Annotated in this window: 10 protein-coding genes and 1 pseudogene; 3 read left to right on the top strand and 8 right to left on the bottom strand. The window is 48.3% G+C overall.

What is annotated here, in order from left to right; translation table 11 throughout:
• Positions 1 to 3: 3 nt before the first annotated feature.
• The 3 genes and pseudogenes from MHI15_RS28380 to MHI15_RS28370 all read right to left on the bottom strand — a co-directional run.
• Positions 4 to 954: an ABC transporter permease gene (locus tag MHI15_RS28380; RefSeq protein WP_036687292.1), complete on the bottom strand. Its 951-nt coding sequence runs from the start codon at positions 952 to 954 to the stop codon at positions 4 to 6.
• Positions 955 to 1023: 69 nt separating this feature from the next.
• A complete protein-coding gene (locus MHI15_RS28375; protein ID WP_076219020.1) occupies positions 1024 to 2640 on the bottom strand; it encodes an ABC transporter substrate-binding protein in 1617 nt (538 codons plus the stop codon).
• A gap of 83 nt (positions 2641 to 2723) precedes the next feature.
• Positions 2724 to 2837: pseudogene (locus MHI15_RS28370) on the bottom strand (peptidylprolyl isomerase); the annotation flags it as partial.
• A gap of 435 nt (positions 2838 to 3272) precedes the next feature.
• On the opposite strand from MHI15_RS28370, the gene MHI15_RS28365 reads away from it, so the two are divergent.
• Entirely contained in the window at positions 3273 to 4850 is a 1578-nt protein-coding gene (locus MHI15_RS28365; RefSeq protein ID WP_341165167.1) for a glycosyltransferase family 2 protein, read from the top strand.
• 57 nt (positions 4851 to 4907) lie between these two features.
• Here the strand turns inward: MHI15_RS28365 and clpB are convergent, their stop codons facing one another.
• The 5 genes from clpB to MHI15_RS28340 form a co-directional block, all read right to left on the bottom strand.
• A complete protein-coding gene (gene clpB, locus MHI15_RS28360) occupies positions 4908 to 7562 on the bottom strand; it encodes an ATP-dependent chaperone ClpB (protein WP_341165166.1) in 2655 nt (884 codons plus the stop codon).
• A gap of 148 nt (positions 7563 to 7710) precedes the next feature.
• A complete protein-coding gene (locus MHI15_RS28355) occupies positions 7711 to 8019 on the bottom strand; it encodes a hypothetical protein (protein ID WP_339245786.1) in 309 nt (102 codons plus the stop codon).
• 6 nt (positions 8020 to 8025) lie between these two features.
• Positions 8026 to 8223 (bottom strand): hypothetical protein, encoded by a 198-nt coding sequence (locus MHI15_RS28350; protein ID WP_341165165.1) that lies wholly within the window; start codon positions 8221 to 8223, stop codon positions 8026 to 8028.
• Between the two features lie 220 nt (positions 8224 to 8443).
• Positions 8444 to 9442: a DnaJ C-terminal domain-containing protein gene (locus tag MHI15_RS28345; protein ID WP_175618984.1), complete on the bottom strand. Its 999-nt coding sequence runs from the start codon at positions 9440 to 9442 to the stop codon at positions 8444 to 8446.
• Positions 9443 to 9617: 175 nt separating this feature from the next.
• Positions 9618 to 10091: an Hsp20/alpha crystallin family protein gene (locus MHI15_RS28340; RefSeq protein ID WP_076186194.1), complete on the bottom strand. Its 474-nt coding sequence runs from the start codon at positions 10089 to 10091 to the stop codon at positions 9618 to 9620.
• A gap of 409 nt (positions 10092 to 10500) precedes the next feature.
• Here MHI15_RS28340 and MHI15_RS28335 point away from each other — a divergent pair, with 409 nt between their 5' ends.
• Complete coding sequence (locus MHI15_RS28335; RefSeq protein WP_341165164.1) at positions 10501 to 12147, top strand: SWIM zinc finger family protein; 1647 nt, start codon at positions 10501 to 10503, stop codon at positions 12145 to 12147.
• Complete coding sequence (locus MHI15_RS28330; protein WP_076307980.1) at positions 12144 to 15164, top strand: DEAD/DEAH box helicase; 3021 nt, start codon at positions 12144 to 12146, stop codon at positions 15162 to 15164. Before MHI15_RS28335 ends, MHI15_RS28330 begins: the two co-directional genes overlap by 4 nt.
• Positions 15165 to 15166 lie beyond the last annotated feature (2 nt).

Raw genomic sequence — 15166 nt, 5'->3', positions numbered from 1 at the left:
AGGTCACCTCGTTAATTTAATTCGTGGGTCCACGAAGCTATATAGAATATCCGCGACCAGATTGCCGATGATCAGCATTAAAGAAGAGAACAAAGTTATTCCCATAATTACGGGATAATCCATCCCTTTAACCGCAGTCATCCCTAAAGAGCCAATACCCGGCCATGAAAATACCGTCTCCGTTACAATTGCACCCGCCACCAGATCACCCATCGACATCCCGAGCAATGTAATTACTGGCAACAGTACATGCTTAAGCACGTGACGGAACAGAATCGTTGTCTTGCTGGATCCAAAAGCATATTGAATCTGCACATATTCTTCTTTTAGCTGTCCAATCGTACTAGAGCGGATGTATCGTACGTAACCGGCCAGAAATCCAAACGCCAATACGGCGCAAGGCAAAATACCATGCTTCAATACATCAACCGCTGATTCCACACCAATGGTTCGCATCCCCATTATAGGCAGCAGGTGCAGCTTAATTGCGAATAAGTACATAAGTAAGATGGCCAGCCAAAATAAAGGCACTGAAATTCCGATATAGGATAAAAAATTAATTAGTTTATCCACCCAGCGGTTCCGGTTAGCTCCAGCAAGCAGACCCATCGGGATCGCCAACAGAACGGCTAAGCCGATTGCACTGCCCATCAAACCTGCTGTTGCAGGTAAACGTTCTAGAATTTGCTCCAATACAGGCTGATGATTCACAAGGGAATAACCGAAATTGCCCTGCAGTACTTCTTTGATCCATATAAAATATTGAATGTAGGCTGGCTTATCCAGCCCAAGGTTATGCCGGATGCGCTCAATATCATCCGCGTGCATATTCGGCGTAACGAAGGATAGTACCGGATCCCCCGGAGCCAGCTTAATCATCGCAAAGCACACAACCGAGACAAAAAACAGCATCGGCAGGGTTTGCAGTAATCTTCGGACGATAAGTTGTCTCATACGTATATTCTCCCAGTTCTATATCGGTAAAAAAATAAGCTGGATTGACCAGCTTATTTTTTCCCGTTCTTATTTAAGGTAGATTTTCGATAAATCTTCAAAAATAACGACAGGCTTCAAGACTGCTTCTTCTAGACCACCGTAGTTCTTGGAGACAGCTACAATAGTCTTAGTATTAGCAATTGGATAAATCGGTGCATCGTCAGCAATGATCTCTTGGATCTTCTTATAGATCTCACCACGTTTAGTTACATCTGCTTCTCCTGCACCATCATTGAACAACTTATCGACTTCAGCATTATTATAATGCGAGTAGTTAGAGTCTGCAGTAGAAGTATACAAAATTCTGTAAGCATCAGGATCGTAACCCATAATATAACCTGCAATCGCAAGTTCAAAATCTGTTGAATTCATATCACTGAATTTCTGGCCATATGCCGAGGCATCCATATTTTGCAGTTCAACTTCAGCGCCAATGGCCTTTAGCTTTTGCTGCACGTATAGTGAAATGGCTTCCTGAGCTTTATTACCGCTCGATACAATCAATCTCAATTTCAGATCGCTAACCCCTGCCGATTGCAGAAGCTCTTTGGCTTTTTCTACATCATTATCAAAAGAAGGTACGTCATCAGTATAGAACAATGCATCCGGAGTCAAAAAGGACTTCGCCGGGTCTGCATACTCATTAGAAGTATAAGCAGCCTGAATGATTTCATCACGATTTAGGGCTAAAGACAAGGCTTGACGAACTTCTTTTTTAGCAAGAGCACCTCTATCACTGTTTGCATTGAACAACAGGTAGGACAATCGGCCTTCACTATAAGGCAGGATTTCGAAATTGTTCGAAGCCTCAATCGTTCCAACATCCTGTGGATCTAGATACTTAATGTTGATCTCACCATTCTGAAGTGCGAGATTCGCAGCATTCGTATCTTTAGCAATCCGGTACGTTATAGAATCAAGATGTGGTTTGCCGCCAAAGTAGTTATCAAATCTCTCGAGTGTAACATATTCGCCTGCTTTGTATTCTTTAAATTTAAATGGGCCAGATCCAACCGGAGCAGCATTCTTGGTGCTTTTCTCTAGATCCGTCTCATTCTCAAAAATATGCTTTGGAATCGGAAATACTTGCACTAGTGTAGCTTCAAAAGCTGGGCTGACCTGCGGAAGCTTGAACTCTACAGTCAGATCATCCACCTTAACTGCCTTAACGGGTTTATCACCGATGAATAAGTTCGCTCTCAGCATGCTGTTTTGCTTCTCATCGAGGATGCTATCAATCGTGAACACGACATCGTCAGCTGTAAGCTTTTCTCCGTCATGCCAAGTTAGTCCACTTTTCAGTTTCAATGTATAGGTCAGGTTATCTTCGGAAAGTGTCAGGCTGTCTGCCAAGTAGAAGGTCTTCTCTCCGTTATTCACTTGGAACAATGGCGCGTAGAGCGCTTGGTCAATCGTCAGACTGACACGATCACCTGCATAGTTCGGATTTAGAATGACAGGATCTGCAGCGACCCCAATAATTAAGTTGCCGCCATCTTTTGGTTCAGTGCTTGCTGTCGATCCTTCAGTAGCCGTAGGCGTCTGATTTGTATTTGTGGAAGCGGCGTTATTTCCCCCGGAGCACGCGCTAATCAAAAATGTTAACAAAACCAAAGTAATAACTCCAGATAATCCTCTACGCATAAGTTTCTCCCCCGTGTCTATATTGTCTTTGTTTGTTTTTTATATTGTATATCGGGATACTAGGAATTACAATGGATAGCATTTCACATTAATGTAATATTGAGGGAACTGATAATTTCGACCTTTTTCATGACATCCCCACGCCTTAAAGTATCCACAGGGTCCATACCTGAAATGACTCTTCCGAATACAGTATGCCAAGGGTCGCAATAATCAAACTCTGTTCAGCCACCAATATGAGCTTCAGTCTTAGCTGTCTCTTCCGGTGCAATCAATTTCCTCAGCATCCTCATTCAGCAGAGGTCGGTATTCACCCTTTCCATCATCCCAGAACACATCCGCACGAGGATTCATGGCCAGTAACAGATTGATTAACTACTGAACTTTTAGTGGTGATTTATCCATAGTCTCATTCCTGTGCTCATCTGGCTGCATTCTTATCTAATTATCCGGTAATTGTACAGCAGATTCATCAAAATTAATATATCTAAAAAGTTCAATTTATCCAACTCTCATTTCTCATTTACTATAAGAACTTTGCGAAATAAGGATTATTACTCTCTCACTGTAAATATATTGAGAACATACCTATACCTCTCGGAAGAAAGGGAGAGTCCCCCAAGGAGGCCGCAATGAATAAGACACGCGTATTAATCGGCAGCCCGATCCATCAAAAGCCCAATGTATTACGGGAATTTCTGAATTCCCTGCTGCGCTTGAATATCGAGCAAATCGAACTGGATTTCCATCTGATTGATGACAATGATGATGAGGAATCCAGCCGGCTGCTCCAGGAATTTAAAAGCAAGGGCGAGCATATTTTTATTCAAAGCTCCGGCTTTAACGATGTGTACATCCGCAATGATACGACTCACTATTGGAATTCTGATTTAGTCTGGAAAGTCGCCAACTTCAAAAACCTCATGATTAACCGAGCGCAAACCCTGAACTACGACTACCTGTTCCTGATCGACTCAGACCTCATCCTCCACCCCGATACGCTAAGACATCTAATAGGGACGAACAGAGATATTATTTCAGAGGTATTTTGGACACAGTGGCAGCCAGATACCATGTTTCAGCCGCAGGTCTGGATGCATGACGAATATAATCAGTGGGAGATACTTCCCGGCGAAAAACTGCAACCCGAGGAGATCAACCGCAGATTTCATGAATTCATAGCCAAACTCCGCAATCCTGGAATCTATGAAGTGGGGGGTCTCGGCGCTTGTACTTTGATTAGCCAGCATGCGATAAAAGCCGGGGTGAGCTACAATCAGATCCGGAACATATCATACTGGGGCGAGGATCGCCATTTCTGCATTCGTGCCGCGGCCCTTGGCATTCCGCTATTTGTTGACACCCATTATCCTGCCCTTCATTTGTACAGAGATAGTGATTTGAACAAAGTTGAAGATTTCATCAGAGAAACAACAGGGGTAAAAGCTGAATCGGCACCCACACCCATCGAGGAAAATTCCAATGAGGTTGCAGCTGCTCCTATAACCAAAAAGCGTCCCAAGCTAACCCTTACCATGGTTGTAAAAAATGAAAGCGGGCGCTTCCTGCGACAGGTTCTGGAGGAACACCGCAAATATATCGATGAGGCTGTCATTATTGATGACGGCAGCACCGACAATACAGCAGCTGTCTGTCTGGAAGCACTTGAAGGCATTCCCGTTCATCTCGTGCATAATACCGAATCCAAGTTCGGCAATGAAATTGAGCTGCGAAAACAGCAGTGGGAGGAAGTCCTAAAGACAAATCCCGAGTGGATTCTGAGTCTGGACGCGGATGAGATCTTTGAAGCCAGCTTTGCAGAAAATATAGATTCCTTGCTGTATGCAGATGGGGTCGATCTGTTCTGCTTCCGCCTTTACGATTTATGGAACGCGAACCATTACAGGGAGGATACCTACTGGCGCTCTCATCTGAACTACCGCCCTTTTTTGCTTCGCTATAAAGAAGACTTCAACTATGTATGGAATGAATCCCCACAGCACTGTGGGCGGTTCCCGGAAAATATCTTCGAGCTGTCTCATCAGCTAAGCAACCTGCGGCTCAAGCATCTCGGTTGGTCCAAAGCCGAGTTCCGGCTGGAAAAATATCTGCGTTATATGCTCCTCGACCCCGACGGCAAATACGGCTGGAAAGAGCAGTACATGTCCATCTTGGATGAACGGCCTCATCTAATCCCTTGGGTGGAATGAGGCTTACAATAAAAAGGGCGTTCACAAAACCATTAGGGTTTTGTGAACGCCCTTTTTTTATTCAGAACTCAATTCAGAACTCTCTGGTCCATCGACTTCTGGCTTCAGAATGGTTACTGTCAGCTCGTCGCCGGATTCATCCACCTGAATAACTGATCCCTCTGCGGCTTCACCAGCAATAATCGCACGCGCCACACGTGTCTCCAAGCTGCGCTGGATAAATCTTTTCAACGGTCTTGCCCCATACACAGGATCAAAACCTTCCTTAGCGATAAAACGCACCGCCGATTCAGTTAATGCCAGCCCGATCTCCCGTTCTGCCAGACGTAGACGCAATCCATCCACCAGTTTGTCCACAATTTTCTCGATCTCACCCAGTGTCAGCGGCTTGAACATTACAATGTCATCCACCCGATTCAGGAACTCTGGACGGAAATGACCACTCAGTTCCTTCATCACTCTATCCTTGGCAGCTTCCGTGAGCTGACCGTTTTCATCGGTGCCTTGAATCAGATGAGGTGAACCGATATTGGAAGTCATAATGATGATTGTATTCTTGAAGTCAACCATTCGGCCCTGTGAATCAGTCAGCCGTCCATCATCAAGCAGCTGCAACAGAATGTTAAACACATCGGGATGCGCCTTCTCCACTTCATCGAGCAGCACTACAGTATAAGGCCGACGCCGCACAGCTTCCGTGAGCTGCCCGCCTTCCTCATATCCAACATATCCTGGAGGTGCGCCGACGAGACGGGAGACACTATGCTTTTCCATATACTCCGACATATCTATACGGATCATCCCATCTTCGCGGTCAAACAGAGATACCGCAAGCGACTTAGCGAGCTCAGTCTTCCCTACACCCGTCGGGCCAAGGAACAGGAATGAGCCAATCGGGCGATTCGGATCTTTGATTCCCGCTCTTGCCCGAAGCACTGCATCGGCCACCAAGCTGACAGCTTCGTCTTGGCCCACTACCCGTTCATGCAGCGTATCCTCCAGACGCAGGAGCTTATCCCGCTCACCTTCTACCAGTCGGCTAACCGGAACGCCGGTCCAGCGGGAGACAATATCTGCAATTTCCTCTTCAGTAACAGCCTCACGTAGCAATCTTGTATCCTGGTCTTGCTGTGCCGCTTCTTCCGCTGTTTTCAGCTGACGCTCCAGATCAGGAATAATGCCGTAGCTCAGTTCGGCTGACTTATTAAGATCATATTCCTCCTGTGCATCGACCAGATCCTTACGTGCTTGCTCCAGCCGTTTTTTGAGGTCGCGAATCCCTTGGATGGCCGACTTCTCTTTCTCCCAGCGCGCCGTCATTCCTAGCTGCTTCTCCTTCAGGTCAGCGAGCTCGCGCTGCAATATTTCGAGACGGCGTTTGCTGGCGTCATCGGTTTCTTTTTTTAGCGCTGCTTCTTCAATCTCCATCTGCATCAGGCGGCGGGTCACTTCATCCATCTCACCCGGCATAGAGTCTATCTCTGTGCGGATCATGGCGCAAGCCTCGTCCACTAGGTCAATCGCCTTATCCGGTAAAAATCGATCCGTAATATAACGATTGGACAATACCCCTGCGGCTACCAGTGCGCTGTCATGGATTTTGACCCCGTGGTGAACTTCAAACCGCTCCTTCAGACCACGCAAAATGGAGATCGTATCCTCTACATCGGGTTCGCTCACGAGCACCTGTTGGAAACGGCGCTCCAGCGCAGGGTCCTTCTCTATATATTTGCGATATTCATCGAGCGTTGTGGCACCGATACAGTGCAGCTCACCCCGGGCCAACATCGGCTTCAGCATATTGCCCGCATCCATCGAGCCTTCGGTTTTACCTGCGCCCACAATCGTATGCAGCTCATCAATAAAAAGAATAATGCGGCCGTTACTTTCGCGAACCTCCCTCAATACCGCCTGCAGGCGTTCTTCGAATTCACCACGGAACTTCGCGCCTGCCACAAGTGAACTCATATCCAGTGAAAAAATCGTCTTATCCTTCAGCCCCTCTGGTACGTCTTTGCGCACGATCCGGTGGGCCAAGCCTTCCACAATGGCTGTTTTCCCTACACCTGGTTCACCGATCAGCACAGGGTTATTTTTCGTTTTACGGGACAAAATCCGGATTACCCGGCGGATCTCGCCATCACGACCAATGACTGGATCAATCTTGCCCGCGCGAACCTCTGCTACAAGATCACGGCCGTATTTCTCCAGCACCTCATAAGTAGCTTCTGGCTCCCGGCTGGTTACCCGCTGATGTCCACGAATCTCAGCAAGCACCGACATCAGCTTTTCACGGGTCAGCCCACGGCGGACAAAGAGATCCCTTAGCTCACGATTCTCCCCGCTCGAATCTGACACCATGGCCAGCACCGCATGCTCCACAGAAACAAACTCATCCTGCATCTTCGCCGCTTCCTTCTCCGCCTGCTCCAGCAGATGAATCAGCGATTGTGAGGCGTAACGCCTTACCGTGCTTGCTCCTGACCCGCTGATGCTCGGCTTGCGTTGAAGCAGTTCATCTGTGCTGCGCATCAGCTCAGCCACAGGGATATTCATCTTTTGCAGCAATCTTGGCAGCAATCCTTCTTGCTGCTGGAGCAACGCTTTTAACAGATGGAGATTATCGATCTCCTGATGACCGCTGTCTGATGCCAGCGACTGCGCCGCAGCTACTGCTTCCTGCAGCTTTTGAGTTAATTTATTGAAATCCATAGCTCTCTCACCTTTCTATTTAGGAGTGATTATATTAAATCGGCCTTTTGGGCCGGGGATAGGTTAATTTAGTGGGATTTATCCCGCTTATTTCGAGTAACTGGCTGGTTTGAGCTCATTCTACGGGATTTTTACCGTTCTTTTCGACCTACGAGCCCCATTCGGCACTTTCGAAGACACTTTTGCTTCTCTTTTCGACCAACGATCTCCATCCGGCACTTTCTAAGGCATTTTTGCTTCTTTTTTCGCACATCGAGCCAATTTCGGCGCTTTCTAAGGCACTTTTGCTTCTCTTTTCGCACATCGAGCCTATTTCAGCGCTTTCTAAGGCACTTTTGCTTCTCTTTTCGCACATCGTGCCCAATTCGGCACTTTCTAAGGCATTTTTGCTTCTTTTTTCGCACATCGAGCCAATTTCGGCGCTTTCTAAGGCACTTTTGCTTCTCTTTTCGCACATCGAGCCTCATTCAGCGCATTCTACGGGATTTTTGCCTCTCTTTTCGACCAATGAGCCCTCGCCAGTACTTTCTAAGGCATTTTTGCTTCTTTTTTCGCACATCGAGCCTAATTCGGCACTTTCGAAGGCATTTTTGCCTTTCTTTTCGACCATCGAGCTTAATTCAGCGCTTTCTAAGGCATTTTTGCCTTTCTTTTCGACCATCGATCCCAGTTTGGCACTCTCGAAGGCACTTTCGAAAGCACTTTTGACTCTCTTTTCCCACCATAGTGCCGACTTTCACCGTTTGAGCGAAACGTTCATTTATAGTTAGTGGCTAAATAAGTTACTGTTCTGCAACTAGCATTCAAATCACCTTATTCACCAACCAGAGTTGATCACAAACGAGTGTAATCACCTCACCTCTACCTCTTCTACCTATCTATTAATTACCCACTTTCGCCTTCTGCCGCTGGGTGCCAGTGCTTTGACGTTTAGCTCTGGCTTCGAAAGGGCTGGAGTCTGCCAGCTTTCGGTAGAGATTTTTCTCCGCTTCGCTGATAGGTTCAGGGATAACAATCTCAATTCCAAATAAAATATCGCCGTTCGCACCATTCTCACGTTTTAAGCCCTTGCCGGGGATACGTAGCGTTTTGCCGCTCTGAATTCCTGCTGGAATCTTCAATTTCACGGCGCCGCCCCCCGGTAATGGAACCTTCACTTCTCCACCCAATACCGCTTGCCAAGGAGCGATTTCAACCATGCCATATAAGTCGCCATCGCGAATCTCATAAATATCATGAGGAAGAATATGAAGTGCCAGCAGCACGTCGCCACCCGGAGTGTTTCCCGCGATTTTAATAATTGTACCCTCATAGGATCTAGGCGGAATGTTCACATCCACCGTTTTGTCACTGACCTGTACTCTTACAGTAGCGCCTTTATAAGCCTGCTCCAAGGTAATATCCAGCTGCGCCTGCATGGTACTACGGGCCTCGCCCCACGGATTGCCATTCGCACGTCCCGTTCCACTTCCCGAGAAAAAATCAAAGCCAGCCCGATCCGCCGAGCCCCGATTCCCAAAAAACATCCCGAATAAATCTTCCTCCGAAATACCAGAACCTCCTGTTGAATAAGTTCCACCGTTCCAGCTTCCACTTCCACCAAAGTTTGAATCCCAAGAGGAGGCTCCACTCGCCGCCCCTCCACTAGCTCTGCCACGTTGAGCTCCATAAAGCAGCTCTTCATCATAGAGTTTCCGTTTATCCTCATTACCAAGCACTTCATAGGCTTCAGCTGCTTCTTTGAATTTCGCCTCTGCCTCAGGGGCTTTGTTAACATCGGGATGCCACTTCTTGGCAAGCTTCTGATAAGCCTTTTTAATTTCCTGTTTAGTAGCTTTTTTGCTCACACCCAAAGCATCATAATAGCTTTTACTAGCCACTCGCGCTTCCTCCTTTCCATCCCTATTCTCATATTGACCACCATTGCACTCCGAGAAAAGACGCACCATAGCCGGAATCCTCCACTACAATGCGCCTTCTATTCATAACACTATATTAAAAGCCCGCTGCCATCTCTAAAAGACTGAGCGGAAGTTCATTCCGCTTAATTTATGCTTATTCAGACTGCGAACCCGTAGAATTAGAATCTCCGTCTTGAATCTCGATGCGTTTACCTTGCATTTTTTGCCGTTTGGGAACTTCCAGCTTCAGCACTCCATCTTTCAAAGACGCGCGAATTTCTTCCTCGGCAATATCTTGAACATAGAATCTGCGCACATATTCACCATATCGACGTTCTCTGCGTACAATCTGATGTTCCTTGTTCTCCTCGGCATTTTCTTCCTTACGTACCGCTTTAATCGTCAAATAAGGACTGGCATAATCAATGTCGATTTCTTCTTTTTTCAAACCAGGAAGTTCAGCTTCAATCAGGTAAGCCTGCTCACTCTCACGAATATCTGTTCTGAAGGACATCGTGGAGCTCTTAATCGGTGCAAAAAAATCATCATTAAAAACATCATTCAAGGACTTAGCCAGCACACCAAAAGCATCATCTCTACGTTTACCAAAAGGAACCATATCAAACATTATCCATTCTCCTCTCATTGACTTTGACTTTATTTGACCTATGACCTTATTATAGTCCCCTACCCGAGGAATAACAAAACCGATTTAAGCCGATTACCGCTCAAATTCAGGCGAATTAGCTGATTTTCCACAACAAAATTAGTTCTTTTTATTTATTTGACCAATTTTGACCTTTGTTTGATCTTTCGTAAATGACACCTATATAATCATGATCCAACTTGCAGTACGATTATTATATGTTCAGACCTTCCGTTCAATACAAGCCATTAGCTTCTAATCATCTTCACGCCAGCTTTTAAACAGAGTTTTCTTACGATCTATCAAAATTTAACGATTTAAAGATGAAGCCAGCAGAAGTGATATAATGAAAGACAACTAAAGACCATTTTCGTTACAGGAGACCAATTGTATGCAACCAACCTATCCTATGGATGATACGCAGTGGAGTAAGCTCATCCAAAATGTCGCCTATTATTTCGATGATCTTACCCTCAAGCGGGGGTTCCAATATTATAAACAAAATCGAGTGCAGCCGTTTACCATGACGGAGCCTCGTAAGATTAACGCTCTAGTTGAAGGTAGAGAGGATTACCGCGTCACCATTGATCTCGACGGCTTCACCAATTGTCATTGTAATTGTCCAGTATCAGGTCATTGCAAGCATATGGCTGCTGTGCTGCTGAATTATGCCGAACAGCAGAATAGATCTGTACAAGTTCTAGCTAACGCTAAAGCTGCTTCCTTTTTGCCCAAAATATCAAGTACAGCAACAAGTACTTCTATTGGAGCCGATGCAACTCGTCAGCAGCAAATGAAAGAGATGGCTAACCACATCGCTAGCGGGAAAATAACGGAGTGGCGGGAGTATTTTGAATTCTGTGTCTCCCCTCTAGCCCATACCACCCGAAATCCTGAATATGTGAGTCGGGCCTTGTCTGCAATTAATAAATTCAAACCAAAAATGCTTCCGGAAACGGAGAAGCTGTTCACTCTGCATGCTCATCTTTATCTGTTGGAAAAGCTCGCTAAGCCTTCCACGCAATCCGTCGGTCAGGCCGCTTACGCCCCTTCTCTTGGTTATTACACACAGGTAGCAGTCTCAGAGCTACAGGAAGTAATCACAGGTCTTTTAAAAAAGACACTTCCGCTGTCCCCCGAGCAAGAGCAGGATCTATGGCCATACGTCATCGATACTTTATCTTATCTACGGCGCGAGATGTTGACGGAGTCGCGGGATCGCTCACGGGATCAACCCTCTTTTTCTCTTAGCTATGATCTGCTGTGGAGAAACTGGATTTATCCGAATACAGGTGGAACTAAGCTTTACCTGAATGAAATCGAACAGCTGCAGCAAGCAGAAGGTGAATTAGGCGCTTCCCTGTCACAACATGCTTGGCTGTTAGCTCAGAGCCGCATGTATTACTATCTGATGGATGACCAGAAGGCTTGGGACTTACTGAATAAGGCTGCCGAGCGCCCGGGTCTCCATCCCGATGAGCTCATGAGCTTCACCTCTCCGCTGCTGGATGCAGGGGACTGGTCCCGGTTGGTGGGTTGGCTTGTTCAGATCGGTCCACTGCTGAGCAGCAGACTCTATAATCTCAATAGCTATTCAACCAGTTGGGAAGAAGCTGTTCGCCACCTGCCTGAAGCTGAGCTGCAAATGTGGGACACACTAGCCACCATGTTACCTATCTCTGGCGAAGTCTATGAAGAGAAGCTAATCACCTATGAGAAATGGCAGACCTGGATGGATTATCAGCTGTCCATCGGTAAACAGCCCTCCGAATTTCGTGTCAAAGACCTCCAACCGGTGGAAAAGAATGCACCTGAGGTTCTGCTGCCCTTTTACCATCAGGCCGCCGAAAGATTCGTGCTGGATAAGAACAGACATAGCTACAAAGCGGCTGTGAAATTATTGAAACGATTATCCAAGCTGTATAAAAAGCTGAAACAAGAAGAACGCTGGGAAGATTTCCTCACTGCCTTCGCCATTAGGCATAGCAGGCTCCGTGCGCTGCAAGAGGAGCTTCGGAAAGGAAAGCTAATACCATGAACATGCATTTACGCACGCTAACCATCCGGCTTGCATTAAGCCAGTATGGCGATGCTTTAATATTTGGAATGAATGAGCGCGAAGATCTCGTGCCGGGCTTGCAGCTTAAGCAGCGGCTTTTCGCCTGGCATGAGGCGTCTTTTTATGGTACGGAGTTAACCGTGCAGCCAGCTGGCGAAGGCGTGGAGCTAGTGATTCTTCCTGCTGAGCAGGTCATCCCCTTCTTTGCCGAGCAGAAGCTTTTGGCGCATATCGAATGGAGCTGGGAGGGCGATGCCGCCCACCTCACAGAACTGGCGCCACTTCTGGCTATATGTCTGGAGCACAAACAGTATATTCCCGACATCTCCGCCTACCGCGCCGGGAGGCTGCAATGGACTTGGGACGAGGGGGCTCTTGCGCAGGTGGCAGTGGACAGTGACACTGCTAAGGGAGCCCTTGAGGCGCTAAATGGCGGCAGCGAATTTAGCCGTGGATTACGTGCGGCGTTCTCTGCCGCCGTATCGCAGCGCTATTACAGCACGGAGGCCGAGGCCGGCGACCTCCGCAGCGAATTCCCGCTTCTCTTCGATAGAAGCGGAGCACTTGCAGCGGGCATGGATACCGCTGCGTGGCTTATCGCCATTGGCTGGAAGGCGGACACCGCGCCTTTCCGGCCCGCTCTACAGCTGCTGGAGCCCGATGAGGATGAATCCTATTGGCGGCTGCAGCTGATCCTTCAGGACAAGCGCGATGAATCCGCGCTTGTTCCCATCAGGCTCGCCGATAACGGCGAGCCGTACGGCTTGTGGCCGGCCGCGTGGTCGGCTCACGTGCATGAACGGGCCGCGGGATGGCTGGAGCGCCTCCGCGGCAGTCTGCCGCCCGAGCGCTTCGCGGCGGGCGGCGATGTGCTGGCCGAACCGCTGAGCGATGCCATCGCCTGGCGGTTCTTGACGGCCGAGAGCCAGCGGCTGCTGGAAGCTGGCTGGCAAGTGCTGCTGCCGGCGTGGTGGGAAGCCGCCAGCCGGAAAAAGCCGCGCCTGCGAGCGAAGATCAGCTCCGGCGAAGACAAACGCAGCGGCGGCGAGTCGCTGTTCGGTCTCGATTCGATCATCGATTTCGATTGGCGAATCTCCATCGGCGATGCGGATCTCACTGAAGCCGAATTTGCCGAGCTGGTCGCAAGAGGGGAACGGCTCGTCCGCTTCAAGGGCAAATGGGTCTCACTCGATCCGGCTCTGCTGGCGCAAATCCAAAGAGCCATGGCGGGAATGGACAAGTCGCAAGGCTTGTCCTTCCAAGACGTGCTTCAGCTCCACTTACTAGGAGCTGGTGAAGAGGCAGACGCTGAAGCTACGGAAGAGCAGCTGCAAGAAGATGCCGCGCGTCTGCGTCTGGAGGTAGAGCTGAACGAGCATTTGATCAGCCTTATCGGTCAGCTGGGCCAGCGCTCAGAATGGCCTAAGCCGCCCGTACCCACAGGCCTTAAGGCGGAGCTGCGCACCTATCAGCATGAAGGATTCGCTTGGCTGACCTTTCTGCGCCGCTTTGGGCTGGGGGCCTGTCTAGCCGATGATATGGGACTAGGCAAAACAGTACAGCTCATCGCCTATCTGCTACACATCCAAGAAAACACGGATGCAAGCTCAGCCCGGCGGCAGACCGACCCACCAGGCTGGCCTTCATTGATCATCTGCCCGACCTCTGTGTTAGGCAATTGGCAGAAGGAGCTGCAACGCTTCGCGCCTTCGTTGAATGTTATGCTTCATTACGGAAGCCGCCGTCTGGACGCGGGATTCTTCTATGGCGCAGCTTCGCAAGCCGATGTGGTACTGACCTCTTATGCGACTGCTGCGCTTGACCAAGAGCTGCTGAAGGAATTCACTTGGGCGACGATCTGCCTGGATGAAGCTCAAAATATCAAAAATGCCCAAACCAAACAATCCGCAGCTGTACGTAGTTTTCCAGCTCTTCACCGGGTCGCCTTAACAGGGACGCCGATAGAGAACAGATTATCCGAGCTGTGGTCCATTTATGATTTTATAACCCCAGGTTATCTGGGCAGCGCCAAGTCTTTTAATGACCGATTCACGAATGCTATTGAGAAGGAACGCGACGCGAAACGTACAGCGGACCTACAAAATCTAGTAAAACCCTTCATGCTGCGCCGCAAGAAAAAAGACCCTAATATACAGCTCGATCTACCTGATAAAAATGAAATGAAAACCTATGTTCATCTGACAGCCGAACAAGCGGCGCTTTACGATCAAACCGTAAACGGACTGTTGGAACGGATGAAGAAGCTGGAAGGCATTGAGCGCAAAGGGGCAATTCTCGGGGCTCTGACCGGGCTTAAGCAGCTATGCGATCACCCGATGCTTGTGACAAAAGAAGCTATCCCTGAACTTGATACGGACAATAAACTGGATACCAGCTTTCTTATTAACCGTTCCTCCAAACTGGAAAGACTGCTGGACATGGTTAAGGAGCTGCGCGCGGAAGACGAGCGCTGCCTGATTTTTACTCAATATGTGGGTATGGGAAAAATGCTTCAGGCGGTTCTCCAGCAGGAGCTGGGCGAACCCGTCCTTTATTTGAACGGAAGTACCTCCAAACAGGCGCGCGACCGCATGATCGAGCGGTTTCAGACACCAGCCCCTTCGGCGGAAGATGGGTCTACACGCCCAGACACATCGCCGTCTGATCAGCCGAATGTATTCATCCTTTCACTCAAAGCTGGGGGAGTTGGCCTGAACTTAACTGCAGCCAATCACGTATTCCACTTCGACCGCTGGTGGAATCCAGCGGTGGAGAATCAAGCAACTGACCGCGCTTACCGCATGGGCCAGACTCGTGATGTGCAGGTGCATAAATTCATCGCCCTGGGCACACTCGAAGAACGGATTGATGAGATGCTGGAGAATAAACAGCAGCTCAGCGATAATGTGATCTCCAGCTCGGAAGGCTGGATTACCGAGCTGTCCACAGAGGCTCTGAAAGATCTCTTCACCTTGCGTCGTGACTTAAATGACTAGCA

The sequence above is a fragment of the Paenibacillus sp. FSL H7-0918 genome, assembly GCF_038007025.1.
Lineage (GTDB): Bacteria > Bacillota > Bacilli > Paenibacillales > Paenibacillaceae > Paenibacillus_AQ > Paenibacillus_AQ odorifer.
This window is presented reverse-complemented; position numbering and strand designations above follow the sequence as displayed.

Bases quoted from the DNA above. Each gene is read 5' to 3' on its own strand.
- MHI15_RS28380 (WP_036687292.1), bottom strand. From the start codon at position 954: ATGAGACAACTTATCGTCCGAAGATTACTGCAAACCCTGCCGATGCTG.
- MHI15_RS28365 (WP_341165167.1), top strand. From the start codon at position 3,273: ATGAATAAGACACGCGTATTAATCGGCAGCCCGATCCATCAAAAGCCC.
- MHI15_RS28340 (WP_076186194.1), bottom strand. From the start codon at position 10,091: ATGTTTGATATGGTTCCTTTTGGTAAACGTAGAGATGATGCTTTTGGT.
- clpB (WP_341165166.1), bottom strand. From the start codon at position 7,562: ATGGATTTCAATAAATTAACTCAAAAGCTGCAGGAAGCAGTAGCTGCG.
- MHI15_RS28335 (WP_341165164.1), top strand. From the start codon at position 10,501: ATGCAACCAACCTATCCTATGGATGATACGCAGTGGAGTAAGCTCATC.
- MHI15_RS28375 (WP_076219020.1), bottom strand. From the start codon at position 2,640: ATGCGTAGAGGATTATCTGGAGTTATTACTTTGGTTTTGTTAACATTT.
- MHI15_RS28350 (WP_341165165.1), bottom strand. From the start codon at position 8,223: ATGGTCGAAAAGAAAGGCAAAAATGCCTTAGAAAGCGCTGAATTAAGC.
- MHI15_RS28355 (WP_339245786.1), bottom strand. From the start codon at position 8,019: ATGTGCGAAAAGAGAAGCAAAAGTGCCTTAGAAAGCGCCGAAATTGGC.
- MHI15_RS28330 (WP_076307980.1), top strand. From the start codon at position 12,144: ATGAACATGCATTTACGCACGCTAACCATCCGGCTTGCATTAAGCCAG.